16 protein-coding genes are annotated in these 24,021 nt (G+C 44.8%); 8 read left to right on the forward strand and 8 right to left on the reverse strand.

The window, feature by feature from the left end:
- Positions 1-18: 18 nt before the first annotated feature.
- The 3 genes from T426_RS0115380 to T426_RS0115390 are packed head-to-tail and all read right to left on the reverse strand — an operon-like array spanning position 19 to position 2,486.
- On the reverse strand, positions 19-1,119 hold the full coding sequence (locus T426_RS0115380) for a Nif3-like dinuclear metal center hexameric protein (protein WP_025864326.1): 1,101 nt from the start codon (positions 1,117-1,119) through the stop codon (positions 19-21).
- 48 nt (positions 1,120-1,167) lie between these two features.
- Positions 1,168-1,503 carry a MerR family transcriptional regulator gene (locus T426_RS25805; protein ID WP_025864327.1) on the reverse strand — a complete coding sequence of 112 codons (336 nt, stop codon included), beginning with the start codon at positions 1,501-1,503 and terminating at the stop codon, positions 1,168-1,170.
- 11 nt (positions 1,504-1,514) lie between these two features.
- The gene (locus T426_RS0115390; RefSeq protein ID WP_025864328.1) at positions 1,515-2,486 is read right to left on the reverse strand and encodes a M23 family metallopeptidase; all 972 of its coding nucleotides are present in this window, start codon (positions 2,484-2,486) and stop codon (positions 1,515-1,517) included.
- Positions 2,487-2,664: 178 nt separating this feature from the next.
- On the opposite strand from T426_RS0115390, the gene alaS reads away from it, so the two are divergent.
- From alaS to T426_RS0115410, 4 genes are all read left to right on the forward strand, one after another.
- Positions 2,665-5,286, forward strand: a complete 2,622-nt coding sequence (alaS, locus tag T426_RS0115395) for an alanine--tRNA ligase (RefSeq protein ID WP_148303734.1) — start codon at positions 2,665-2,667, stop codon at positions 5,284-5,286.
- Between the two features lie 275 nt (positions 5,287-5,561).
- Complete coding sequence (locus T426_RS0115400; protein ID WP_025864330.1) at positions 5,562-7,352, forward strand: AMP-dependent synthetase/ligase; 1,791 nt, start codon at positions 5,562-5,564, stop codon at positions 7,350-7,352.
- A gap of 28 nt (positions 7,353-7,380) precedes the next feature.
- Positions 7,381-9,162 (forward strand): AMP-dependent synthetase/ligase, encoded by a 1,782-nt coding sequence (locus T426_RS0115405; RefSeq protein WP_025864331.1) that lies wholly within the window; start codon positions 7,381-7,383, stop codon positions 9,160-9,162.
- 271 nt (positions 9,163-9,433) lie between these two features.
- Complete coding sequence (locus T426_RS0115410; RefSeq protein ID WP_027585932.1) at positions 9,434-10,315, forward strand: SDR family oxidoreductase; 882 nt, start codon at positions 9,434-9,436, stop codon at positions 10,313-10,315.
- Between the two features lie 254 nt (positions 10,316-10,569).
- Here the strand turns inward: T426_RS0115410 and T426_RS25810 are convergent, their stop codons facing one another.
- The gene (locus T426_RS25810) at positions 10,570-11,415 is read right to left on the reverse strand and encodes an SEC-C metal-binding domain-containing protein (RefSeq protein ID WP_025864333.1); all 846 of its coding nucleotides are present in this window, start codon (positions 11,413-11,415) and stop codon (positions 10,570-10,572) included.
- Positions 11,416-11,531: 116 nt separating this feature from the next.
- On the reverse strand, positions 11,532-13,196 hold the full coding sequence (locus tag T426_RS0115420) for a peptide MFS transporter (RefSeq protein ID WP_025864334.1): 1,665 nt from the start codon (positions 13,194-13,196) through the stop codon (positions 11,532-11,534).
- A 232-nt stretch (positions 13,197-13,428) separates the two neighbouring features.
- Between T426_RS0115420 and T426_RS0115425 the strand changes: the two genes are divergently transcribed.
- From T426_RS0115425 to T426_RS0115440, 4 genes are all read left to right on the forward strand, one after another.
- Positions 13,429-14,946: a bifunctional ADP-dependent NAD(P)H-hydrate dehydratase/NAD(P)H-hydrate epimerase gene (locus tag T426_RS0115425; RefSeq protein WP_025864335.1), complete on the forward strand. Its 1,518-nt coding sequence runs from the start codon at positions 13,429-13,431 to the stop codon at positions 14,944-14,946.
- 225 nt (positions 14,947-15,171) lie between these two features.
- A complete protein-coding gene (locus tag T426_RS0115430) occupies positions 15,172-16,296 on the forward strand; it encodes a DUF4831 family protein (protein ID WP_169737689.1) in 1,125 nt (374 codons plus the stop codon).
- Positions 16,297-16,547: 251 nt separating this feature from the next.
- Positions 16,548-18,236 carry an MFS transporter gene (locus T426_RS23940; protein WP_025864338.1) on the forward strand — a complete coding sequence of 563 codons (1,689 nt, stop codon included), beginning with the start codon at positions 16,548-16,550 and terminating at the stop codon, positions 18,234-18,236.
- A 206-nt stretch (positions 18,237-18,442) separates the two neighbouring features.
- Entirely contained in the window at positions 18,443-19,903 is a 1,461-nt protein-coding gene (locus T426_RS0115440) for an aminoacyl-histidine dipeptidase (RefSeq protein WP_025864339.1), read from the forward strand.
- 79 nt (positions 19,904-19,982) lie between these two features.
- On the opposite strand, the gene T426_RS0115445 is transcribed toward T426_RS0115440, so the two are convergent.
- The 3 genes from T426_RS0115445 to T426_RS0115455 all read right to left on the reverse strand — a co-directional run bounded on the left by T426_RS0115445 (position 19,983) and on the right by T426_RS0115455 (position 24,010).
- Entirely contained in the window at positions 19,983-21,083 is a 1,101-nt protein-coding gene (locus T426_RS0115445) for an alanine racemase (protein WP_025864340.1), read from the reverse strand.
- Complete coding sequence (locus T426_RS0115450) at positions 21,083-22,528, reverse strand: nicotinate phosphoribosyltransferase (RefSeq protein WP_027585934.1); 1,446 nt, start codon at positions 22,526-22,528, stop codon at positions 21,083-21,085. Before T426_RS0115450 ends, T426_RS0115445 begins: the two co-directional genes overlap by 1 nt.
- A gap of 204 nt (positions 22,529-22,732) precedes the next feature.
- Complete coding sequence (locus T426_RS0115455) at positions 22,733-24,010, reverse strand: adenylosuccinate synthase (RefSeq protein ID WP_025864341.1); 1,278 nt, start codon at positions 24,008-24,010, stop codon at positions 22,733-22,735.
- Positions 24,011-24,021 lie beyond the last annotated feature (11 nt).

The following is a 24,021-nucleotide window of genomic DNA, read 5'->3' on the forward strand; positions in this document are numbered from 1 at the left end:
ATTGTGTTTCTTAAGTATTTACAGGTACATTACCGGGTTGGTTTTCACCTCCGATAAGCGAATGGCAAAGTTAGGGAAATTTTTGGTAAGTATTTCATAAAAAACCTCTTTAGTAAACTGCTCGCTTTCATAGTGCCCGATGTCCGCAATTACCAGTTGATCCTCGGCATCGAAAAACTGGTGGTATTTAAAATCTCCGGTAATGAAAACATCGGCTCCAGAGGCCTTTGCTTCATTTAAAAGGAAACTACCCGAGCCACCGCAGAGTGCTACTTTTTCAACAGGCTTATTCAATAACCGGGTGTGGCGAATGGCTCCACAGGCAAATGTTTCTTTTACCTTTAGCAGGAAGGATTTTTCGTCCATTGGTTCCGGAAGATGGCCGACCATTCCCATGCCTGTTTCAGCCCAGTCGTTTTCCAATGGATAAAAATCGTAGGCTACTTCTTCGTACGGGTGACTTTCTAGGAGTGCCCGCAGGACCTTACTTTTCCGGTAACGGGGAAGAACGGTTTCCACCCTGAGCTCTTTCTCTGTATGTTGCTTGCCACGCTCACCGACGAATGGATTGGTGTTTTCGCTTCCGCGGAAAGTACCTTCTCCCGGAAGGTTAAAACTGCATTGATCGTAATTGCCAATGTGGCCGGCTCCGGCAGCGAAGATGGCTTCACGTACTTTCTCAGCATGTTCAACAGGGACGAAGGTTACCAACTTCAACAATTGTCCTTTCATCGGTGACAAGATTTGACAACCCTGTAAGCCCAGTTTTTCGCACATCTTGGTGTTCACCCCGCCGGGAACACTATCGAGATTAGTATGCGAGGCATAAATGGCCACATCGTTTTTGATAGCCTTTATCACACAACGCTCCACATAGTTTTTGCCGTTAAATTGCTTCAATCCCTTGAAGACAATCGGATGGTGGGCAATTATCAAACCAGCTTCCGATGCAATGGCTTCCTCAATTACCTCTTCAGTTACATCCAAGGTCAGCAACACAGCTCCCACCTCATCGTCCGGGTTGCCAACAATCAATCCGGCATTGTCATACGATTCCTGAAAAGATGTTGGAGCCAGTGCTTCCAGTTTGCTGGTGATGTCACGAATCCTGAGCTTCATTTTTGCGGGTTTTTTAGGCAGGTAATTCCGGATAAAAAAAGAAGAACCTTACAGCTCTTCTTTAATATCGATTAAAAATTTCTTTATGTCCTGCAGTTTCCTGACAACTTCGTAGGTATCCTGGGTTCCCTGCCGGTTTTCTTTTATTTTTTTGTGTGCGCCTTTCAGCGTCATTCCGCGCTCTTTTACCAGGTGATAAATTAAACCAAGGTGTTCAATATCTTCTTTGGTAAAAAAACGGTTGCCTTTTTTGTTTTTATGCGGTTTGAGAGAATCAAATTCTTTCTCCCAGAAACGAATGGTGGATGGCCGGAGGTCGAACATTTCGGCTACTTCACCAATCGAGTAATATAGTTTTTCCGCTTTAGGCTGTTTAAATGGCACGGTGTTGCTTTTTAGTCAAAACTTTGTCCCATGTTGGACGAAATCTCAATCATCTTCTCATACTCCTGCGGCGACAAATCGAGGAAGTAATAGTTCTGGGGGTTAACTTTCTTACCGTTTTTATGTACTTCGTAGTGAAGGTGCGGTGCCGTTGATGTTCCGGTGCTTCCCACAAAACCAATTACATCTCCACGTTTTACTTTTTGTCCCGGTTTTACGTTGAACGCGCTCAGGTGAGCATACAATGTCTCGAAACCATAACCATGGTCGATCAAGATGTGGTTTCCAAAGCCAATCTTGGAACGGCGAATCCACTTTACTACGCCACTTCCCGTTGCGAATACCTCGGTTCCGGTAGGTGCAGAGAAATCCATTCCGTAGTGAAACTTACGGATTTTATAAATTGGATGAATGCGATATCCCCATCCTGATGCAGTTCGTTTCAAATCTTTGTTTGAAACCGGCATGATGGATGGCAGACTGGCCAACATTTTCTCTTTGTTCAGGGCCATGGTCATCACATCATCGTATGATTTGGACTGAATATAAATCTGTTTGGTCAAAACATCCAGCTTGCGAGCTGTGGAAATGACCAAATCAGCATTGTCCATACTTTCCAGTTGTGAATAACGGTTTACTCCACCAAAACCGGCCTTACGCACGGACGCGGGAATCGGTTCGGCTTCAAAAATGACCCGGTATATATTGTCGTCGCGGTACTGAATATCCTTCAATACTTTGCTCATATTATCCAGATCCTTATTCATTAAAGTATATTGCGTGAGCAACCTTTCGTTCTCACGTTTCATTCGGCGAAGTTTGGGGGAATCGAAGAATTGCAGGAACACCATCGAAATGATGACTGCCAATACTATACTTGTGGAAAGGTAGCCAAGCAATCTCTTGACAAGAGATTTAATGTTGCGTTCAATCTTGTCGTAACTGAGCGTTTCAGGGTTAAATCTGTAGTTGGTTTTACCCATGCTGGTCCTTTATTTTACAATATGTGTTAACAAATTTAACGAAATAATCTAAATTTGCAAGGATCAATAAAACAGACCCTTCAAACGGTTGCAAATCTAAAATTTTTTTCGAGTTTCGCAGGAGAAAACCCGACGAACCGGGTCAATTTTAACATTTATTGAATTAAGCTTCTTGATTATGAATTCAAAAGAGATACGTCAAACATTTCTTGATTTTTTTGTATCGAAACAACATCAGATTGTCGCCTCGGCACCAATGGTAGTAAAAAATGATCCTACATTGATGTTCACCAACGCGGGGATGAACCAGTTCAAAGATATTTTCCTGGGAAATTCGCCGGTTAAATCGCCGAGAATTGCGGATACTCAAAAATGTTTGCGTGTTTCGGGTAAGCATAACGACCTGGAAGAAGTGGGACATGATACCTACCATCATACGATGTTCGAAATGTTGGGTAACTGGTCGTTTGGAGACTACTTCAAAAGGGACGCAATTGATTGGGCCTGGGAGTTATTGGTGGGGGAGTTTAAAATTTCTCCCGATCGTTTCTACGCTACCGTATTTGAAGGGGATGAAACAGATGGAGTCGCAGCTGATGATGAAGCTCGTGGTTACTGGAAACAGTACCTCCCGGACGATCATATTTTGAATGGGAATAAAAAAGACAATTTCTGGGAGATGGGTGATACCGGTCCATGTGGGCCTTGCTCCGAAATTCATGTCGATTTGCGTGATGAGCACGAGCGGGCTAAGAAGGACGGACGTTTGCTGGTCAATAAGGACCATCCTCAGGTAATTGAAATCTGGAACCTTGTATTTATTCAGTATAACCGCAAAGCTTCCGGAAAACTGGAAGAGCTGCCGGCGAAGCATGTCGATACCGGAATGGGTTTCGAACGCCTTTGCATGGTATTACAGGGAAAGCAATCGAACTACGATACCGATATATTCCAGCCTGTCATCAGGGAACTTGGAAATCTGGCAGGCGTAAAATATGGCGATGACGAAAAAACCGATATTGCCATGCGTGTAGTGGCCGACCACTTGCGTGCGATTGCTTTCTCCATCACCGATGGTCAGCTTCCGTCAAACAACAAAGCCGGTTATGTGATCCGACGTATTCTTCGTCGCGCCGTGCGTTATGGTTATACCTTCCTGAATTTCAGAAAGCCTTTTATTTTCCAATTGGTTCCGGTTCTTATTCAGAATATGGGCGAAGCATTCCCCGAACTCGAGAAGCAGCAGGAGCTGGTTACCAAGGTGATTCACGAGGAAGAGGAATCCTTCCTGCGGACGCTGGAAACCGGTATCCGTATGCTGGATAGTATTATTGAAGAAACGAAAAAGAACGAATATAAAGTAGTCAGCGGAAAGTTGGCCTTCGAACTCTACGATACGTTTGGTTTTCCGCTTGACCTGACCGAATTGATTCTTCGTGAAAACGATTTGGTCGTTAACCGGAAGGAATTCAACGAGGCCATGGAGGCTCAGAAGAACCGTTCGCGGAACGCTACGCACCAGGAAACCGGCGACTGGATTCAACTTCATGCAGATGATGAAGAGGAATTCATTGGGTACGATCATGTCGAAGCGAAGGTCAAAATTACGAAATACCGGAAGGTGAAGGTGAAGAATAAGGAGTCCTACCAACTGGTTTTCAACTTCACTCCTTTCTATGCCGAATCGGGTGGTCAGGTTGGCGATACCGGCTACATCGAAGCAAACGGACAGAAAATAAGTATTCTGGATACCCAGAAGGAAAATAACCTCATCATTCATTACGCGAAAGAGTTACCTGCTGATCCGTCGGCAACATTTATGGCTCATGTCGACAGTCGTAAACGGCAATTGACAGCCAATAACCACTCAGCAACACACTTATTGGATCATGTACTCCGGGAAGTGCTGGGTGAGCATGTCGAACAGAAAGGTTCGCTGGTGAACGAAGATTACCTGCGGTTTGACTTTTCGCATTTCCAGAAAGTTACCGATGAGGAAATTGATGAAATTCAGCGTAAGGTAAACCAGATGATCAGGATGAACCTGAAACGGGAAGAGTTTCGTGCTGTTCCGATGCAGGAAGCAATGGACATGGGAGCGATTGCCTTGTTCGGTGAAAAATATGGCGACTTGGTCCGGGTAATTCGCTTTGGCGATTCAACCGAGTTGTGCGGAGGAACACACGTGGAATCAACCGGAGAAATCGGTTTGTTTACCATCGTATCCGAAGGTTCTGTTTCAGCGGGTGTTCGACGGATTGAAGCCATTACGGCTGACCGTGCCGAACAAATGATGGTGCAGAATCACAAAGTACTGAAGGAAGTTTCGGGCATGCTGAACAATCCCAAAAACCTGAAAGTATCGGTTGAGGAGTTTTTGAAGCGCAATAATGAGTTGACCAAGCAAATTGAAGCTTTCGAGAAGGAAGCAGTCGGTATTTTGAAGCGTGATTTGCTGCGCGAAGTAAAAGAAATCAACGGTGTAAGTTTTATTGCCCGTCAGCTGGAGGTGAACAACTCGGCCATGCTGAAAGATTTGGCGTTCCAGTTGAAAGGCGAAATCGATAACCTCTTCCTGGTACTGGCTTCTGAGATTGACGGAAAAGCCAATCTGCATATCATGATTTCGGACAAGCTGGTGAAGGAACGTGGTTTCAATGCCGGCAAAATGATTCGTGACTTAGCGAAGCATGTGAAAGGCGGCGGTGGCGGACAGCCATTTTATGCTACAGCGGGCGGAAAAGAACCTGCCGGAATTCCGACGGTATTGGAGGAAGCCTTGAATCTGGTGAGTCAGTAAACAGATTATTTGAAGATATCAATTGAAAGGCTGCCTGCTGAGGGCAGCTTTTTCTGTAAGAAGGGGATACCATTCAGGAAAGAGGAAGAAATTTATGATAAAAGTATGTTTTGTTTCTTGCTTGAATACAGCCACTTGTAATTATTTATATATGTTCTAAATTTGTGACATTTGGCGAAATCTCATCTTTCATACTGAGATAAAACCGCGCAGATGTTATTTTTGTCAGGTGCAGAAATTTGCCTGTATTAAATTGAACTAAACCAGTAAGGATAATGAAAGTGACAAGAACATTTGATCTGCTCGATCGGATGGCCGCTAATTTCGATAAAGAGGTAATCATTGCCGGTAAGCAGGATGGAAAGTGGAAGACGTACAGCACCCGGCAATACATCGAAAAAGTAAATCAGTTTAGTTATGGTTTGTTGGCTTTGGGTATAAAACCGGGCGACAAAATTGTCACAGTTTCGAACAGCCGCCCCGAATGGAACATCATGGACATGGGGATGGCACAGGTTGGCGCTGTTCATGTAGCCCTTTATCCTAACCTGACGGAAGAAGAATATACTTACCTGCTTTCCCATTCCGATTGTCGTGCCGTGGTGGTCGGCAACCGGACCATGTACAATCGCTTGAAGAAAGTAGCCGATGCAGCAGAGAATGTGGAATTGTTTTTCACGATAGATGATATCGACAGCGAACGAAACCTCTCGGAAATTTGTGCGTTGGGCGAAAAACATCAGGATGAATATAAAGAAGAGGTTGAGCGAATCAAGAGCGGTATCACGGAAGAGGATTTACTTTCCATTATTTATACTTCCGGAACTACCGGAACTGCAAAAGGTGTGATGCTGGCCCACCGAAGTGTGGTGACGAATGCCATTGGCACATCCTCGAGGAATAAAGTAGACGAAAATGATAAAGCCATTAGTTTTCTTCCGCTTTGCCACATCTACGAACGCATGGTCAATTACCATTACCAGTACAAAGGTGTCAGCATTTATTATGCACAGAATTTGGGAACAGTAGTGAATGATCTTCGCGATGTGAAGGCTGATACCTTTTCAACGGTGCCTCGTTTCCTGGAAAAGGTGTATGACAATATCATCGCCAAAGGGAAAGACCTGACCGGTATCAAGAAGTCAATATTTTTCTGGGCTGTCAGTTTGGGTGAGAAGTTTGATCCGGCGAAGAATTACGGACCTTTTTACCGTTACAAACTGAAGATGGCCCGTAAGTTGATTTTCGACAAGTGGCGCGCTGCCCTTGGCGGGAAGATTCGTGTTATCATCACTGGTGGAGCGGCTATGCAGGAAAGGCTGGGTAGGATTTTCTCGGCTGCGGGAATTAGTATTCAGGAAGGTTACGGACTGACCGAAACCGGGCCGGTGATTGCCGTGAATGGATGGGAAAAAGAGGAGAAGATGATTGGTACCGTCGGTCCTGTTTTGGACGGGGTGGATTGCAAAATCGCTGAGGACGGCGAGATTTTGTGCAAAGGTCCCAATGTGATGTTGGGGTATTACAAAGATCCGGAATACACTGCCGAAGTAGTTGACGAAGACGGATGGTTTCACACGGGCGATATCGGAACACTGATTAATGGTCAATTTTTGAAGATTACCGACCGAAAAAAGTCCATTTTCAAGCTGTCGGCCGGAAAATATATTGCTCCGCAGGTACTCGAGAATAAATTGAAAGCTTCGGGTTTTATCGAGCAGGCTTTGGTGTTGGGCATGAATGAAAAGTTTGCTGCGGCGATTATCTCTCCGGCTTTTGATTACCTGCACTTCTGGGCTGCCAAGCACAAGATTAACTATCGTGACAACGAAGAGTTGATACAAAATCCATCAGCAATCGAACGGATTCAAAAAGAGGTGGCGTTGATTAATAAAACGTTGGCTCCTCACGAGCAGATCAAGAAAATTAAAGTGGTAGCCGATGAGTGGACGCCGGCAACCGGGGAGTTGTCACAAACGCTCAAAGTGAAAAGGGAGGTACTGATTGAAAAGTACCAGGCCGAGTTGGAAGAAATATTCGGTCATCCTCATATGGCCCGCCAATAAATCGATTAATGATTTCAGAACTATTATAATGAGTGCAGTAACACGTACATTCGATATCCTTGATCATTGTTTGAAGAACTTTCCGCGCGAAGATGCTCTTTGCCGGAAAGAAGGGAGCGAATGGAAAAAATACAGTACAGAAGAATATGCCCGTCATGCCTACCTGATTGCCTATGGTTTAATGGCTTTAGGATTAAGAAGAGGCGACCGCGTGGCAACGGTGAGCAGTAACCGACCGGAATGGAGTTTTCTGGATATGGGACTGGCCTTGTCCGGCGGTGTGCATGTCCCCATTTACCCAACCATCAGCGAAGAAGAATACCGGTATATTCTAGCTCATTCCGAAGCTCGTTTCCTGTTTGTCTCCGATGCGAAGATGTATGAAAAATTAAAGCCATTGGCCGATGAGCTGGAGTCAATAGAAGAGATTTTCTCGTTTAACGAGGTGGAAGGGGCAAAGCACATCAGCGAAATTTATTCATTGGGCGAGGCGAATGAGAGTCATTTCCGTGGTGTGGTAGGTGAACTGAAGAACAGCATGAGTGAGGACGAGATGGCTACGCTGATTTACACTTCCGGTACAACCGGAAAACCCAAAGGGGTGATGCTTTCGCACAGAAACCTGGTCTCCAATTTCAAGGCACATGCGCAAAATCACGAATTGGGAGATCAACACCGGGTTATTTCGTTTCTACCACTCTGTCATGTCTACGAGCGTTCGATGAATTACCATTTTCAGTACAAGGGAATGGGAATTTATTACATCGAGACCATTGCACAGATTATGCCTGCAGTGAAGGAGGTGAAACCTCATATGTTTAACACCGTGCCTCGTTTGCTGGAGCGGATTTACGATGGAATTATCGGAAAAGGTGAGCAACTTACCGGAATAAAACGAAAGATATTTTTCTGGGCACTGGCCCTTACCGAGCGTTTCGACTACCAGGTGAAATTTGGTTTGGGATACCGGTTTAAGCTGGCTATTGCCGATAAACTGGTGTTTTCGAAGTGGCGTGAGGCGCTTGGTGGAAATGTGCATTACATTGTTTCGGGTGGCGCTGCGTTGCAGGAGCGGATTGCCCGCGTGTTTGGGGCGGCGAAAATTTGCACCCTCGAAGGTTACGGTCTCACGGAAACATCACCCGTAATTGCTGTCGCAAATCCCGCAACCGGGGAGCTGAAGATTGGTACCAATGGTCCGGTCCTGCCGGGAGTTCAGGTTCATATTGCTGAAGATGGCGAAATATTGGTGAAAGGTCCGAATGTGATGCTGGGATATTACAATGAACCGGAGATGACGCGTGAGGTTATTGACGACGAAGGATGGTTCCACACAGGTGATGTGGGAACATTAATTGAAGGAAAATACCTCAAAATTACCGATCGAAAGAAGGAAATTTTTAAATTGTCGGGCGGAAAATACATCGCACCTCAGATGATTGAGAATAAATTCAAGGAATCTCTCTTCATCGAGCAGATGATGGTGATTGGTGAAAACCAAAAATTTGCCAGTGCGCTGATTTCTCCTAATTTTGATCTTCTTCATGACTGGTGTGCCGAACGGAAAATCCATTTTCATGATAATAAAGAGTTGGTTCGTACTTCCGAGGTGATGAACCAGTACAGGAAAGTGGTTCGCGAAATCAATAAAATGTTGGGCCAGCACGAGGAGATTAAACGTTTCAAACTGGTTTGTGAGGCGTGGTCGCCGCAATCGGGCGAATTGTCACAAACTTTGAAGCTGCGACGGAAATTCGTTGCACAGAAGTATAAGACGTTAATTGATGATATTTACAATAACCCGGTGTAGTAGCCGGTGACTAAATCCAACCTATCATTTATTCTGAAGGGAAGATTCATTATCCGGATCTTCCCTTCTGTATGTGTAAAATGTGTAGTAATGGTTGGAAGTGAATTTCTTGAAGATGGCGGTTTTTCAGGGGAAACGGAATTATTTTTTCTGATTATGTAAAAATCAATCTTTGTTACGGATCGGGTTTTACAGCTAATCCATTACTTTTGTCAGGTTAAAGAGATTCACCTTCAACAGTAAATTGCTTTACGGAATAATCCAGTACGCAATGGAGAAAATTTTAATAACCGGTGCCACGGGGAATGTAGGATTGGCAACGCTGAAGTACTTAGGCGAAAAAAATCTACCTGGAGTTGAATTGCTTGCTGCGGTTCGGGACGAAGAACGTGCCCACCATGATATTGGTGTAGGGAATTGCCAGTTCATTCCGTTCGAATTTGATGAACCTTCGACTTATGCAGCTGCACTCGAGGGTGTAACGAAAATTTTGCTGGTCAGGCCACATCAACTTTCCGATGTATCGAAATATATTTACCCGTTTTTAGATGAAGCGGCCGGTCGCGGGGTGAAACAAATCACGTTTTTGTCGGTCATTGGAGCCGAACGAAACAAATTGCTCCCGCATTACAAAATTGAAAATTATTTGCAGAATCTGGGAGTCAGTTACACGTTCGTGCGACCTTGCTTTTTCATGCAGAATCTGACGACCATTCACCGGAAGGAGATTCTGGAGAATAATAAGGTGTATATCCCTGCCGGAAATACGCCGGTCAACTACATCGATGTGCGTGATGTAGCTGAAGTATTAGGACGGGTGCTTACCGAACCGGGCCACGAAAATATGACGTATGAGATTACCGGCTCGCAAACCATGACTTACTACGAGCTGGTAGGAATTCTTTCTTCGGTTCTCGATCGGGAAATTCGTTATCCCCGCCCGAGTACACTAATGTTTATGCGACAGAAGATCAGGGAGAAAAAGCCGTTGGCTTTCGTAAAGGTGATGAGTTTGTTGTATAGCGGAGCACGGAATGGGAAAATGAATCTGGTAACGGAAGATTTTAACCGGCTTACCGGTCGTGACCCAATTGATTTCAAAACGTTCGCTAACGCATATAAGCAAAAGTGGATAAAGCAGGAAAATAAGTAAACTCAGATAGTTTGAAGCCGGTTCATTGAGCCGGCTTTTCTTTTTTCTGGTCTTGAATACCTTCTATATTTCCGAATTAATTCTCCGCATTGGAAAAGTTGCAATTCCAAGGAGATGCCTAAGTAGAAAACCCCTAAATCCCCTGAAGGGGACTTTAAGCCGCCCCTTTAGGGGAGGTTTGGAGGGGTGAAATGAATGTTTGTAAACTATTGTAAAACTGAAGAATGTGTTGTTTTGCTTTTGAAACTTCTTTTTCAGTTACCCTGAATTTTCTTCATGCAGCAATGCTTGTATTTTTTCCCCGAACCGCATGGGCACAGGTCGTTTCGCCCTACATTGCTGGTAATTCCGGCCAGCATTGGTTTTTCTGTTTCAAACAGAGGCACCAGCTGCTGATAGTGGTTCTTCCAGTTTCCACGCTGTAAATAGTAGCTGTTCGGTTGCTTTTCACCTTTCTTCAAAATCTCCAACGCATAAGCAATTTCTACCCTGATGCGGTTCTCTTCGGTGCCTGTCTGCGTATGTTGTTCGTATTCTTTGTAGAATTCCTGTAAAGCAGGTTCGCATTCGGTCAATCCGGCTTCAGCCGCCTGAACGGCCAATAATTCTCTCCATCCGGTTTTTTTATCCTTCAGCAAAGCCGAAACCTTTTCCGCCTGGTTGTTATTGGCGAAAGCCAGACATTCGTACAGAAAAAGATAGGGCGTTTTATGCTCTTCCTTTACCTCTTTCGCTACCGCATCCAGGAACGTGTTAATCACTTCGGGATATTTCTCTGCGAACAGTCCGACGAGGTATAATCCCTGTTCGTTCAGAATATCCCAATCGGGTGCATCGGGCGTGGTAAAAAGCTGGACAACCGCATCGGCCATTTTCCGGGTGGCGTGGGCTTCCGCAAGAATCGCATACCAAAGTGGCAAATTGGCATATTGACCATCTTGTTTCAGCATCAGCGAATCGTCGTACGCATGCTCCAGGTGGAAAATAATCTTCTCTTCCAGCTCTTTGTCGGTTGGTTGATGGTACAGAAAATCCAGTGCTTCGAAAGGTATTCCATCTTTGGTATTATGCAGAATGGCCAGCGCTTCTTGGGTTGTCATATGAAAATGGTTTGATGGGGGACAAAGATAAAGGAATAAACAGAGTATGCCAGAAATAAGAAAGGCCACCCTTTTTCCGGGCGGCCTCTCTTTCATAAAAAATATAATAACATAGATTAAGCTTCCGATGCTCTTTCCAGCCTTTTCAGAATCATGAAAATAAAGGCGGCTGAAACCAAACACATCACCACCAGGATGAGGAAGAATTGCCATAATTCCAGCGTGTCCCAGAATTTTCCAATCAATCCGGCCATCAGGTTACCAATGGCGGTAGCTCCGAGCCAACCTCCCTGGGCCAGACCTTTGTACTTGGGTGGTGCCACCTTCGATACAAACGAAATACCGATAGGACTCAGGAACAACTCGGCAATGGTGAGCGTGAAGTAGGTGCTGATTAACCAGTACGGCGATACCAGTGAATCAGAAACGTTTCCGTGCAACGCTCCGGGCGACATCAGGTTGGTCGATGCCAAAATCAGCAACGTAAAACCAAGGGCTGTCAGAATCATTCCGATGCCAATCTTCTTCGGTGAGGAAGGTTCTTTGCCAACTTTGCGCAGCATGGTAAAGAATCCAACAATCAGCGGCGTCAGGAAGACGATGAAAATTGGGTTAAAGTGCTGGAACAACTGCGGCGAGATCATCATGGTGTCATCGTAACTGTTGTAAACCATTCCGGTAATAATTGAACCTACAACGAAGACTCCAAAACCGATCGCCCTGAATTTGGAGGCCAGTTTCCGGCTAAACGTCATAATCAATCCGATGATAGCAAACAGCAACGGCAGGAATGCACTTAAGTCGAAGAACATATAAGTGAACCGGCTGACCATGCTTTCGGTATAGTCGCGGGCAAATACCGTCATGGTAAATCCGTTCTGGTGGAAGGCCATCCAGAAGAACATCACCACAAAGAATACCAGTAACAACGCTACCAGACGTTTGCGGGTCGCCTCCGGTGTCATGTGCACCATTTTGTCTTTCAGGTTCACGTCCATCGATTTTTGCTTCTCCGTCACATCCGCAGCTTTGTAATACTTACGGAATCCGATGAAAATGAGCAGTGAGATAACCATACTAATGGCGGCCAATGCAAATCCGGCGTTGTATGATTTGGAGAGCGTATCGAGGTATAAATGGCTGAACTGAGTTAAATCGGTGAATTGATCACCCATTTGCTGGTGTGCCAGTTTCAGTAATTCGGTGGTGTCTTTTAATTTACCATCAAGGTACTGATGCGCCATGTTCGGAATCTGAGCGTTGTAAAACAGTCCGCTCTTCTTCAGAATCATGTTGCTGATACCGGTGGCTGCTGAAGGAGCGAAGAACGCACCGATATTGATTCCCATGTAAAAAATGTTGAAAGCGTTATCGCGATTGGCGCTGTACTTTGGGTCGTCGTACATATTTCCGACCAGGGCCTGCAGGTTTCCCTTAAAGAATCCCGTTCCTAACGAAATAACAGCAAGGGCGCTGACCATCAGTATCAGCCCTTGTCCCGGAATGGCCAACATGAGATAACCAAGGAACATGACAATCGTTCCGATAGTAATGGTTTTTCCGTAGCCCCACACCTTGTCGGCCATAATACCACCAATGAGTGGCAAAAAGTAGATACCAAACAGGAAACCTCCATAATAGTCTCCCGCCGTAGCTGTCGAAAAACCGAATTTCGCCTGGAGGTAGAGCGTAAATATGGCAAGCATGGTATAATACCCGAAGCGTTCCCCCATATTGGCAAAAAACGCTACATATAGTCCTTTCGGATGTCCTTTAAGCATAGATTATGATTTTGAAAGATTAGTTCGAAAATTAGCAATCGGACAAATATAATTAACTTTTTCTTCCGCAAAGGAGAGCCATGTCATACATGGATATGTTGTTAGAAAGAAAATGACCAGCATCCGGGGGTAGTCATGAGGAAAAGCGCTCCCGATTTTGTAAATTCGTTCAACGTGTATTACAGAAGCGGATGATTGTTAAAACGACTTCCGAAGATAAAAATCGATTGTTATGAAACTTTTTGCGACCAGCCAGATTGCCGGGATTGATAAGTATACCATCGAGCATGAACCCATTTCCGATATCGATTTGATGGAGCGGGCAGCTTCCACCTTGGTCGATTGGATTTTGCATCACGCCGAGCCCGACCAGCACATGGTGTTTTTTGTGGGACCGGGCAATAATGGTGGCGATGCGTTAGCCGCTGCCCGAATGCTGGCGTGGGCGCTTTCCGGCATCGAGGTTTATATACTTGATTTGGGAAAGGAGATGTCTGACTCGGCGAATAGTAACCTGGAGCGTTTGCAACAACAAAACCGTACCCGGATTTCTTACATCGATGCCGATTCGCCAATGCCGGAAATAAAATCCACCGATTGGGTGATTGACGGCTTGTTCGGTTCAGGTTTGTCGCGGCCGTTGAAAGGTTTGCCGGCGAAAGTTGTCAAACACATCAATGCTTCCGGTGCCACGGTTGTTGCCATCGATATCCCGTCGGGACTGATGGGGGAAGACAACCGTGAAAATGATCGGGATGCCATTATTCGGGCCGATGTGACGCTTACTTTTCAGTTTCCGAAAATCAGTTTTCTCCTGCCGGAAAATGATCCGTTTACCGGAAGCTGGGTTGTGCAGGATATCGGTTTGCATCCCGATGCCATTGAGAAAACGGAGACCCCCTTTTTCTATACAGACCATCAGGTAGCCCGAAAACTTTTAAAGGACCGGAGAACTTTTGCTCATAAAGGAAACTTAGGACACGCTTTGCTGATTGCCGGTAGTTACGGAAAAATGGGGGCTGCTGTTCTGGCCTCGCGCGGCTGCCTGCGTTCGGGCGTTGGCTTGCTTACGACGCATGTTCCGAGGCTGGGTTACAGTATTCTGCAAAACAGCATTCCGGAAGCCATGGCGAGCATCGATCAGTCGGATTTGATGTTTACCCAGAATCCGGATTTGGCTCCTTTCAATGCGATTGGTATTGGGCCCGGACTGGATACAAAGTGCAATACGGGGCGCGGTGTTCAGCGAATGCTGGAAGAAGAGCTGAAAAAGCCGATGGTTATCGATGCGGATGGTTTGAACCTGTTGGCAAGAAATCCGGAGTGGCTGAAGTTACTACCCCCTGAAACGATTTTGACACCGCATCCCGGTGAGTTTGCCCGGCTGACACATCCGGTCGAATGTGGATACGAACGTTTGCAACTGGCAATCGATTTTGCCAAAGACAATGGAGTTGTGTTGGTGCTGAAAGGAGCTTACACGGCAATTGCCTGCCCGGATGGAACCTGCTGGTTCAACAGTACCGGTAATCCGGGAATGGCTACTGCCGGCAGCGGCGACGTTCTGACCGGAATTCTGCTTGGCTTGCTGGCGCAGGGATATGCTGCTAAAGATGCAGCCATTTTGGGCGTTTTTCTTCATGGGATGGCGGCTGATTTAGCTGTGGAAGAGAGTTCTCAGGAGGCATTACTGGCCGGAGATATCACTCAACATTTGGGGTTGGCATTTGCCACACTTAAAGATTCTTAAAGATTTTGTGAAAGCAAAAAAAACTGTCAAATTTGGGGATATTTGTTTCTGATAATCTCTCTTCACAGGAAGAGAAACTGAAAATTGATTTGCTGGTGTTTTTTAGAGTCGGAAATGAATGCCCCCTAATAATGAAAAGGAGAAAGCAGAATTTTGTGTTTTCCCGGGTTGGGAATTTACAATGAACTGCAGATTCGATTTGGTTTAATGAATAATTTAAAAGAAATGAAAAGCATATATCTTACGTTGTTGGGGTTGCTGTTTGTTGCCGGACAGGTAATGGCATCGCCCAAAGATGAAAAACCAGTGCCTTTTACCGGAGGAGTTGTGTATTCGTTGCCGGAAACAGGTATACGGGTAACCGTTGAAGTGGAGCAAGTGAAATTTATTCATGGCCCGTATTATCAGTATGCCGACAAGTATCTGGGTATCCCCAATGCACCCTCGACTGACAGGGAAAGCTGGAAGATTACGAATGTCAGCCTGAGTACTTACGGAGAGCCCGATCCTACAGAAGTCCATACTGCATCGGGACCGTTTGCTTCGGCTTTAAGCCTGACGGAAGACGGTGTTTTGATTGGCATTAACAGCGATGTGAAATCGGGAAAAGAAGACGTAGCCAGTTCAGTTTACACTCCTGATGTTGAGGTTCCGGAGGAGCCCTGGCCCGATCGTTCCATGCATTCTTTTCTGAATGAAGTGGACACTATTCCCGCCGATCAGTTTACCGAAAAGACCTTGCAGCAAAAAGCTTTGGAAACCGCTCATGATATTACCAAAATCAGGAAACGAAAATTCAAATCGCTCGCTTTCGGGTACGATAAGGCTTTGCCTGACGGAGAAGCTTACAATACCATGGTGGCTCAACTGGACAAGTTGGAGAAGGAATATGTCGGACTTTTCATCGGGAAGTCATATAAAGCAAAGCACACCTATGTTTTCAATGTCGTACCTGATGCAAAAAATGGAAAGAGTGCGATTGTTTTTAGGTTTTCAACATCCAAAGGGGTGGTTCCGACAACCGATCTCTCCGGAAAACCGGTGATGTTGGAGATTGACCGGAATACTAGTTTGGAAAAAAGTAACGGTCAGGTAGCGGGTCAGCAAACGGCTACACCCGAAACGAGTAACAGTGGTTTGTTTTACCGGATTCCCGGAAACGCCGGGGTTCGACTTTTGGATGGAACCCATATTTTACTGGAATCTCATCTGACGCTTGGGCAGTTTGGTAAAGTGGCCCCGATTCCTGAAGGACTGCTTAACGGAAATTATGATATCCGGCTGCATCCGGCTACCGGAGCAATTCAGAGAGTAAAAAGAATAATGGAAAAAAATAAAGAGGAACAGTAATAAATATATCGAATGCGGACAATTGTCCGCATTTTTTTGTCCCCATACCATTTCCCGGATGTTTCCCAACACGTTGTTGAAGAATGGATTTCTATATAAGTTGTGGATATTTAGGGATTTATGTTTTTAATGTAATGTTTTTTTTGTCTGAATATGACGTAAATCGCCTTTATTGAGCAGAATATCTTCCGGTTTTTATTGTATTTTGGGCTGCCAATAGGAAAATATTATAAGTAAGTAAATAGATAATTATGACTGAAGCAATTCGTAAATCGTTGAGGGAATCACCAAAAGCGAGATGGACGGCCATGGTAGTCGTTTCTCTTTCGATGTTTGGTGCATATTACTTTAACTATGCTTTGTCGCCTGTGAAGCCAATTCTGGAAAGTGCTTTGGGGTGGACAAGTTCTGATTTTGGTGTGTACACCTCTGCCTATGCCTGGTTCAATGTGTATTTTCTGATGTTGATTTTCAGCGGTATCATTCTCGACCGGTTGGGAATTAAGATTACAGGTTTAGGCGCTACCGTTTTAATGGTTGTCGGCACAGGTGTGAACTATTGGGCCATTACAGCGCCTTTCCCCGCTGGTGCTCAGGTGACTCTTCCTTTAATTGGAAGTATCAAAACAGAAGTGCTTCTTTCATCCATTGGATTTGCCATTTTTGGAGTAGGAAGTGAAGCGACCGGAATCACGGTTTCAAAAGCGATTGTGAAATGGTTCAAAGGGAAAGAAATGGCATTGGCGATGGGATTGCAGATGTCAATTGCCCGTTTGGGAACCGCTTTAGCATTGGCTATTTCGTTGCCATTGGCTCTTCATTTTACTTACAGAGCTCCTGTGGCATTTGCATTCATCCTGATGCTGTTGGGAGTCATCGCGTTTATCACCTATATCGTACTCGATACAAAACTCGATAAATCGGAAGAGCACATTGAAGTTGAAGAAGAGGAACCATTCCGCCTGAAGGATATTGTGATGATCATTTCGAACAAAGCGTTTTGGTATATCGCCATCCTTTGTGTTCTCTTTTACGGTGCGGTTTTCCCGTTCTTATTCTACGCAACGGACTTCATTATCAATAAATACCATGTGTCACCGTCGTTGGCAGGTTTGATTCCGAGTTTGTTGCCTTTCGGAACCATCTTCCTGACTCCGTTCTTTGGTGGTATTTACGATAAGAAAGGAAAAGGTGCGACCATCATGATCATTGGTGCTATCATGTTGATTGTGGTACATGGATTTCTTTCTATTCCGACCCTTGACAACTGGATTTTTGCTGCCGCTATGGTGGTTATTCTGGGTATTGCCTTCTCTTTGGTACCTTCAGCTATGTGGCCATCGGTACCGAAAATTATTCCGGAAAAACAGCTGGGTACTGCTTATGCCGTTATCTTCTTCATCCAGAATATTGGCCTTATGGCGATTCCACTTCTCTTAGGTGTTGTGTTAAATTCAACCAATCCCAACGTTTCACCGAATAAAACAGTTATTCGAAAAGCTGTTGAGATGAGTTACACCAAAGCACTGCAGGAACAAAATATTACACTGGACGCAAAAGCGCTGAATATTGCGATTGAGAAAACAACCAGTGGTGTTGTCGATTCAATTGTTGAGTCAGTTTCATATGTTCCAACTCCGCAAAGCGAGATCAATGTGGAGAAAGTCGAAAATTCAATTGTTGCCAACAATCTCAACATGCTTGGTAGTCCTGAATTAGGAGTATCTCAGGAGAAAGTACTGGATAAAATGGGCTCCACCTTCAAAAAGGCTACTTTTGAAGTTGTGACCAAAGAGAAGCTGAATATCCGGTATGACTATCAGTACGATATTCTCATGTTTACGCTGCTGGGGGTTCTGGCCTTGTTATTTGCCTTCTTGCTGAAACGGGAAGATCGTATAAAAGGTTACGGACTCGAGAAACCAAATATCGAGAGTTAATACCTCAGCATATTGATAAATCCATTGGGCTGACCGTTTTCCGGTTGGCCCTTTTTTGTTGTTCCCTTTCCGGGAAATCATGAGTTTTGACAGGCCAAACATCCTCTTGATTTGTTATTTTTAAGGATTCAAAAGAAACTTCCTTTATTCATTCGCTGTTCAGGACATTAGAAAATCTGTTTTAAACATTATTATAATTGAAAATTATGAGTAAAGAGATTACCAATCTGGAGCCCAAAGCACTTTGGGAACATTTTTATCAGTTGACCCAAATTCCAAGGCCGTCAAAAAAAGAAACCCGGATTCAGGAGTTCATGATGAATTTCGGAAAGTCGCTCGGACTGGAGACCATTAAGGATGAAACTGGTAATATCATCATTCGCAAACCGGCTACTCCCGGTATGGAGAACCGGAAAGGTGTGGTTTTTCAGGGACACCTTGATATGGTACCGCAAAAAAATAACGATACCAAACACGATTTCGAGAACGATCCGATTGACGCATACATCGACGGAGACTGGGTTACGGCCAAAGGAACCACGCTCGGAGCAGATAACGGAATTGGTGTAGCTGCTGCGATGACCGTTCTGGCGGCAACGGATATTGCTCACGGACCGGTGGAAGCTTTATTTACATGCGATGAAGAGACAGGTATGACCGGAGCTTTTGGTTTACAACCGAATGTTCTGAAAGGCGATATTCTCCTGAATATGGACTCGGAAGATGAGGGTGAATTGTATGTCGGTTGCGCCGGTGGTGTAGATGCCAGCATCGAATTCGAATACGATCAGGTAGTTGTTCCTTCTGGCGTGAAAGCTTTTGATTTGGTTGTTTCCGGACTAAAAGGCGGACACTCAGGAATGGATATCCCGCTTGGCCTGGGGAATGCCAATAAATTACTGGTTCGTTTCCTGAAGTATGCGGTAACTGAGCTGGATGTTCGTTTGGCTGGAATCAATGCCGGTGGATTGCGCAATGCCATTCCCCGCGAAGGTACGGCTAAGGTGGTTGTTCCCGCAGAGAATGTTGATGCATTGAAAAAAGCTGTTGCTGAATATGAAGCTATTTATAAAGCTGAGTTGAGCAGTCGTGAACCGAACCTAGGCTTTGTCGCCAATGAAACAGAGATGCCTAAATCGTTGATTGACGAGGCGGTTCAGGATGGTCTGATTGACTCGGTGAATGCATGTCCGAATGGCGTTATCCGCATGAGCGATGATATGCCTGGACTGGTGGAGACTTCAACGAATCTGGCTTCGGTTAAATCTGAAAACGGTACCGTAAGCATTCAGTGCTTGCTGCGTAGTTCAGTTGACACAGCTAAGCAATATCTGGCCGAGCGTATCGACAGTGTATTCTCGCTGGCCGGTGCAACGGTTGTATTTGCCGGCGGCTACCCGGGATGGAAACCGAATATGGCTTCTCCTATTCTGAAGCAAATGCAGGGAATCTACAATGATAAGTTTGGTAAAGTGCCAGAAATTAAGGCTATCCATGCCGGACTGGAATGTGGTCTGTTGGGCGCAGTATATCCCAACTGGGATATGATTTCGTTTGGTCCAACCATTCGTTCTCCTCACTCACCCGATGAAAAAGTACACATTGAATCAGTGAACAAATTCTGGGACTTCCTGGTTGAGACACTGAAAAATGTAGAAGAAAAATAAAGGATTAATTCCTTACAAGCATTAGAAAAGCTTTCCTCAAACGGGGAAAGCTTTTTTTGTTATCTATTTGTTTTGCTTGTTAATATCTGGGCATGGTGTCAATTATCTCGCCTTCATCAGTGAAATACCATCCCATTGCATGTGCTGTCAGGCAGGCGTGCACCGGAAGAATTTCGACCAGGTCGCCAATTTTAAATTTATTAAACTCTTGCGGCGAGACCTTCAATATGCCATGTTCCTGCGAAAGGTCGTGCAGGTAATTCATTTCGTTTAAAAGAATACGTTTATTTCCGTCCCTTCTGACGATGCGTCCGTACAATTTCTTCCCATCGATGTTCATGATATAGTCTTTTGAAAAATGCACGGAACCGCCATGGATGACTATTTCGTTCCTCGACTGATTCTTGGAAACAACCGGGCAAACCATTCGAATAGCAATCTGGTCATACTCGCAGGCACTAAGCTGTTGCTGCATCAAATCGTAAAATACAAAATTGCCCGGCCGAATTTCGTCAACTCCGCGAAAATCATCACTGATGCTGCATGCCGGTGTATCTCCAATCGAAATTTCCAGGTCGGGAAATACCGGCGAAAATTTCTTTTTTAACTGGTTCAGCTTCATCAGTGCATCAAAGTGGATATTATAGATGGTATGGCGGGCTTTCGTTTTGTATGTATGGCCGGAGTGAGAAAGAAATCCTCTGAATTTTATGTTTTCCTTATAAATCAAGGCATACTCCAGCAAACTTTCTATTTGCCCTTCCCGGTCAGCTTCAATTCCGGTTCGTCCGTGACCCGTATCAATTTTCACATAAAACTCAACAGGTGAGGTTAACTTGTTATTTAAAATTTTTAGGATCTCGTGTGTTTCAACAACAAGATTCAGTTTAATCTTTGCTGCCAAAGCGTTGATGTTCTCCATCTCAAGCGGATTGATGGGAAAGGCAATGGTAATGTCATCCCATCCATTTTCGGCAAAGTATTCGGCCATTTGAACGGACGATACCGTAATGGCAGTGACTCCATAATCGCGAAACCAGGAGCCTACTTCTGCTGACACATGAGTCTTAAAATGTGGCCTGAAACGAAGTTTATTGGCTTTGGCCTTATTGGCCATGAACTCGATATTCGACAGGCATTTCTTTTTGTCAAGTACTAAAGTCGGGCGAATGATTTCCATTAATTCGGTTTTATTTCGGTCTGACAGAGTTTGCTATCCACTTTCTTCATTAACTCGCATCGTAAATTATACAAGTTTTTCGAAATTCCAACTTTATAGATGTGAGCTTTGATAAAACGCTTGTGTTCGGAAGGCAATAGTGCTGCACGAGTCTTCAGGTACTCGTGAATTTTAGCGAGCGATGGTGTCTCATCAGTTAGCTTCCCATTATCGTATACAACCTGAAGTAATTTTTCCCTTTTCAGATGTGAAACCTGGGTAAATTTTTCGGGATGATGCGGGTGATAAATGTATTCTGCTTCGTTGGGATCTTCGTTGGCCAGCAGAATTCCGTCCCGGAAGAAAAATCCTTCTTCATCGTAATAGCGATAGACTTCTTTTTTCCCCGGAAGGGTAACTTTCTCAATATTCTCCGAAATTTTCATTCGGGGAGTTCCGTCACATTCGGCCAGCTTGTAAACTCCATCGAGCGCAGCTTCGGGCTTCCCTGTGACCATCTCAGTACCAATGCCAAAGGCGTCAATGGGGGCTTCCTGCTCTTCGAGACTTTTAACCACGTGTTCGTTGAGCTGGTTGGAGGCAAAAATCTGGACGTAATTCAGTCCGGCTGCGTCAAGTTGTTTTCGGGCTCGTTTACTTAAATAGGCAAGGTCACCGCTGTCGAGCCGGATACCAATCATTTTCTGCCCTTTGGCTTCCATTTCTTTGGCAATTTTTATCGCGTTTGGGACCCCGCTTTTCAGCGTATCATAAGTGTCGACCAGCAACACGGTATTTTGAGGATGAACTTCTGCAAACGTCCGGAAAGCCGTTAGCTCATCATCGAAACTTTGAATCCAGCTATGAGCCAGTGTTCCGGAAACAGGGATATCGAATGCTTTTCCGGCAAATACGTTGGAAGTGGCAGATGCACCACCGATTACAGCAGCTCTGGATGCGTGGATGCCTCCCAGGCCGTGCGCCCGTCGGAGTCCGAAATCGACAAATGTCTTCGCTTTGCTGACATGTTTGATTCGAAACGCTTTAGTTGCTACCAGCGATTGAAAATTGAGTAAATTGAGTAGCATGGTCTCAATGAGTTGTGCTTCAATAATATTTCCTTCGACACGCAGCAACGGTTCACCCGGAAAAACGATTTCTCCTTCCTTCATGGAAATGATTTTCCCGCTAAAGCGAAAATCCCGTAGATATTCGACAAAATCTGGGTGTAATCCGGTTTTTTTCAGGTACTCGATGTCTGAATCGGAGTAATTAAAATGTTTCAGCAAGCGAAGAACTTCACCCAAACCTGCAAAAACCAGGTAACCTCCGTCATACGGATTGGTCCGGAAAAAATAGTCGAATGTAACCTGTTCGTCTTTCTTCCCGGAAAAGTAATAGCCCTGGGCCATGGTGAGTTCGTAAAAGTCGGTATATAGTCCCAAATGGTCGTTTAATGTCTGCATAATATATCGTGGAGGATGTTAAACGTTAAATATACTGATAAATTGACTAAACAAGCTATTTCTACTGATTTTTCGAGAGGCTGACTGTAGGAGATCTGGGTATGTAGTAATCATAATATACATACATTTCAGATGATGGAGATGCTGGAAAAAGGGTAAAAAAAATCCCGGTGGTTAAGCCGGGATTCCTGAGTGTATTGGTGATTATATAATTTCACGGATAACTGTGGCAGACCGGTTCGGACCCACCGATACAATGCGAATGGGAACACCAACCTGTTCCTCGATGAAACTGATATATGAACTCAGTTCTTCCGGAAATTCGCCCTCTTGCGTGAAGTGGCTGATTTCGGTGTGCCATCCAGGTAATTCGGTAAAAACAGGTTCAACATGTTCGTCCAGCTCGTAAGGGAATTCATCTGTCTCTTTCCCATCAATGCGGTAAGCAGTACAAATTTTAATGGTTTCGAATTCGTCCAGAACATCTGCTTTCATCATGATCAGTTCGGTTACCCCGTTAATCATGATGGCATATTTTAACGCGACCAGGTCGAGCCAGCCACAACGACGGGGACGGCCGGTTGTTGAACCGTATTCGTTTCCTTTGTCCCGAAGTTTCTGGCCTTCGTCGTTGAAAAGCTCTGTTGGAAAAGGTCCCATTCCAACGCGAGTGCAGTACGCTTTAAAAATTCCGAATACTTCACCAATTCTATTGGGAGCAATCCCCAGTCCGGTACAAGCACCGGCACAAACTGTATTTGAAGAGGTAACAAACGGGTAGGAGCCAAAATCGATATCCAGTAGCGTTCCCTGGGCTCCTTCGGCAATTACCGTTTTACCGGTGGCCAGCAGATTGTTGATGTAGTTCTCGCTGTCAATCAGTTGGAATTGTTTCAAGGTTTCGATGCCAGCAAACCATTCTTTTTCGTATTCTGCGAGTTCTGCTTCGTAATCGTAATGGTAGTAATTCTTCAATTGATCGACATGCTGCTTAACGCGATCATTGTATTTCTGTTTGAAATTGCTGAGAATATCGCCCACACGAAGACCTTCGCGGCCAATTTTATCGCGGTAGGTTGGACCGATTCCTTTCAGCGTGGAACCGATTTTTCCTTCACCTTTGGCTGCCTCTGAAGCAGCATCTAAGAGTCGATGTGTTGGCAAAATCAGATGCGCCTTTTTGGAAATGAATAAATTTCCGGTGATATCGAATCCTATTTTCTTCAGCGAGTCGATTTCTTTCTTAAAAATACAGGGGTCAATGACTACACCATTACCGATGATGTTGATTTTATCGCCACGAAAAATCCCGGATGGAATGGTGTGAAGTACGTGTTTGATGTCGTTAAATTCAAGGGTATGACCTGCGTTGGGACCTCCCTGGAAACGCGTAATTACGTCGTAACGGGGGGTGAGTACATCCACAACTTTTCCTTTACCTTCGTCACCCCATTGAAGGCCTAGAAGTACGTCTACTTTCATCTGCAAAATGT

Source organism: Prolixibacter bellariivorans ATCC BAA-1284 (assembly GCF_000621705.1).
Taxonomy (GTDB): Bacteria; Bacteroidota; Bacteroidia; order Bacteroidales; family Prolixibacteraceae; genus Prolixibacter; species Prolixibacter bellariivorans.

Excerpts from the sequence above, each read along its gene's own strand:
- T426_RS0115410 (WP_027585932.1), top strand. The coding sequence starts at position 9,434 with ATGGAGAAAATTTTAATAACCGGTGCCACGGGGAATGTAGGATTGGCA.
- T426_RS0115450 (WP_027585934.1), bottom strand. The coding sequence starts at position 22,528 with ATGCAGACATTAAACGACCATTTGGGACTATATACCGACTTTTACGAA.
- T426_RS0115445 (WP_025864340.1), bottom strand. The coding sequence starts at position 21,083 with ATGGAAATCATTCGCCCGACTTTAGTACTTGACAAAAAGAAATGCCTG.
- T426_RS0115405 (WP_025864331.1), top strand. The coding sequence starts at position 7,381 with ATGAGTGCAGTAACACGTACATTCGATATCCTTGATCATTGTTTGAAG.
- T426_RS0115390 (WP_025864328.1), bottom strand. The coding sequence starts at position 2,486 with ATGGGTAAAACCAACTACAGATTTAACCCTGAAACGCTCAGTTACGAC.
- T426_RS0115420 (WP_025864334.1), bottom strand. The coding sequence starts at position 13,196 with ATGCTTAAAGGACATCCGAAAGGACTATATGTAGCGTTTTTTGCCAAT.
- T426_RS0115425 (WP_025864335.1), top strand. The coding sequence starts at position 13,429 with ATGAAACTTTTTGCGACCAGCCAGATTGCCGGGATTGATAAGTATACC.
- T426_RS0115430 (WP_169737689.1), top strand. The coding sequence starts at position 15,172 with ATGAAAAGCATATATCTTACGTTGTTGGGGTTGCTGTTTGTTGCCGGA.
- alaS (WP_148303734.1), top strand. The coding sequence starts at position 2,665 with ATGAATTCAAAAGAGATACGTCAAACATTTCTTGATTTTTTTGTATCG.
- T426_RS25810 (WP_025864333.1), bottom strand. The coding sequence starts at position 11,415 with ATGACAACCCAAGAAGCGCTGGCCATTCTGCATAATACCAAAGATGGA.
- T426_RS0115440 (WP_025864339.1), top strand. The coding sequence starts at position 18,443 with ATGAGTAAAGAGATTACCAATCTGGAGCCCAAAGCACTTTGGGAACAT.
- T426_RS23940 (WP_025864338.1), top strand. The coding sequence starts at position 16,548 with ATGACTGAAGCAATTCGTAAATCGTTGAGGGAATCACCAAAAGCGAGA.
- T426_RS0115380 (WP_025864326.1), bottom strand. The coding sequence starts at position 1,119 with ATGAAGCTCAGGATTCGTGACATCACCAGCAAACTGGAAGCACTGGCT.
- T426_RS0115455 (WP_025864341.1), bottom strand. The coding sequence starts at position 24,010 with ATGAAAGTAGACGTACTTCTAGGCCTTCAATGGGGTGACGAAGGTAAA.
- T426_RS0115400 (WP_025864330.1), top strand. The coding sequence starts at position 5,562 with ATGAAAGTGACAAGAACATTTGATCTGCTCGATCGGATGGCCGCTAAT.